The sequence below is a fragment of the Mesorhizobium sp. M1322 genome, from assembly GCF_040318085.1.
Lineage (GTDB): Bacteria > Pseudomonadota > Alphaproteobacteria > Rhizobiales > Rhizobiaceae > Mesorhizobium.
On the sequence record NZ_JAMYLP010000192.1, the window covers coordinates 1 to 2,038 of the forward strand.

Consider the following 2,038-nt stretch of genomic DNA (forward strand, 5'->3'; position numbering starts at 1 on the left):
GGTCCAAGGCATCGTGATCTCCGTCGAATCTCAGCAATCCGACAGAATCACAACCTGCTGAAATCACTCACTCCTTTTTGGATCGGACACTTAGGCATCGAGGCCCAGCGTGCCGCGGTCGCCCGTTTTGCCGAGGCCGAGGGAATGATCATCCTCCAGGAGTTCACCGAGATCGAAACCGGAAAGGGCGCCGATGCTCTTGATCGACGTCCACAACTGACAGCCGCCCTCGCCCTTGCCCGCCAGACAAAATGCCCGGTCGTCGTGGCCAAGCTTGATCGACTCTCGCGTGACGTCGCCTTCATTGCCGGACTGATGGTCCAGCGCGTTCCTTTCATTGTGGCCGAACTCGGTGCGGATGCCGATCCGTTTATGCTGCACCTTTACGCCGCTTTGGCCGAGAAGGAGCGTCGATTGATCTCGGAGCGCACCAAGGCCGCCCTCGCCTCGCGCAAGACCACTGGAATGAAGCTCGGCAATCCGACCAACACCGCAGAAGCTGCAGCCAGAGGTCGGAAGATCTCGATCCGGGAAGCTGACAGATTTGCCCAAACCGTGCTGCCCATCATCGCCTCTATCCAACGGTCCGGCATCTCCAGCCTACGTGGCCTGGCCATCGCCCTGAACAACCGCGGCGTTCGAACAGCGCGCAACGGCCAATGGCAGGTCTCTAATGTGCGAAACATCTTGGCGCGGCAATCTCCTACTCCTTTATAAGCGGGAAATAGCCCCGGCTCTTCAAGGCGCCGGTGGTGGTCGCCGGACTTCCGGCGGCATTTTGCGAGCCTTGTCGCGCCGAAAGTGTCTGCCCTTGAGCATCAGGATATCCGGATCATCTTCCTCGTCTTCTTCGGGCTCATAAGCGGCTGACAGCCCGAGGCTGCATTTGATATTGCGCGATCCGACTTGTTCCCGCTGATCCCGATGTTTAGCCCCCGCCAAATGCACAGCCCGCCACCGGAGGCAGCGGGCTGGAACGAGGAACCTTTCGGCTTAACATATGTTATACGGGCTATGGCAAAGCTCCCGCCGCTTCCGCCACCATCGTTTCGCATCGTGCTTCTCGCGCTGTGCCTTGCGCAAGCAGCAACAGGCCATCAAGCTAATATTCCCAGCTTCGAAGAGCGATCGGGCAAGAGCGCAGGGACCGGCGCGAGTGGGTAATCACGTGGGCCGGCGATAATCGGCATCATCGGCTCGCTCACCGGCATGTTGGCGGTGTGGTTAGCTGCGAGATCCTAGATTGCGGCTACGCTGCCGCATTTTGTTGCGCTTAGCGGCCGCTGGCGTAACTCCCTCGTGCTCAGCTTCCTGATCAGCCACCGCTGCTTCCAATTCAAGCCGCGCCAAATGGGCCCTGATCTCCTCAGGCTCGGCATGCTCGAGCCCGACGACATTGTTCCTCGTTTCCTTCAATCCGACGATAATTTCATCGAGCTTCGCATGAATGGCAGCAGTGTCGCGATAGCCCTGGATCAGGACGACGCCGGTAATCACTATCGCAGCTACTGAAAGCGCATAGGTGATTACGTTTGTTAGCCCAAACGGAACCATCGCAGTGCAGGCTATCATCGCGGCGATCAGCACATAGAAGCCGGGAGGACGGGACAGAAAGTCGGCGATCACAAAGAGAAATCGGTTCATGCGAATCCCCCAACAAACCACGTAATCCCAATTGGGGCCGCATTTCGGGCGCTCGTCAATGGCGCAAATCACGCAGCTTGATTGCGCCGCCTCGCCTCTTGCTGGCATCGGCGCTCATTGCGCTTGGGCAGCCCAAGAGAACTCGTGATGCGGGCCGCTCAGCGACTCGTACACTCTGTCGGCGGCCGGATTCCGGTAGCCAAGATAGCAAAGCGGCGGACGAAGTCAGTTCGCCTCCACGCGGCCCAGCCGCTCGTAGCGGCACCAAAGATGTTCAACACGTGACGCGGCACCCGTACGGACCGGCCACTTGGCGAAGCCGTGGTTGAGGAGACCGATTTCGTCGGCACCTTCCGGCTGGAGCGCGAAGCGGACAGGGCCGTAATAACTGACG

At 59.4% G+C, this 2,038-nt stretch carries 2 protein-coding genes; one reads left to right on the forward strand and one right to left on the reverse strand.

Annotation, left to right across the window (positions count from 1 at the left end):
• The first annotated feature begins 81 nt into the window (after positions 1-81).
• Complete coding sequence (locus NKH12_RS30280) at positions 82-717, forward strand: recombinase family protein (protein ID WP_352956462.1); 636 nt, start codon at positions 82-84, stop codon at positions 715-717.
• A 507-nt stretch (positions 718-1,224) separates the two neighbouring features.
• Here the strand turns inward: NKH12_RS30280 and NKH12_RS30285 are convergent.
• The gene (locus NKH12_RS30285; protein ID WP_352956461.1) at positions 1,225-1,644 is read right to left on the reverse strand and encodes a low affinity iron permease family protein; all 420 of its coding nucleotides are present in this window, start codon (positions 1,642-1,644) and stop codon (positions 1,225-1,227) included.
• Between the last annotated feature and the right edge of the window lie 394 nt (positions 1,645-2,038).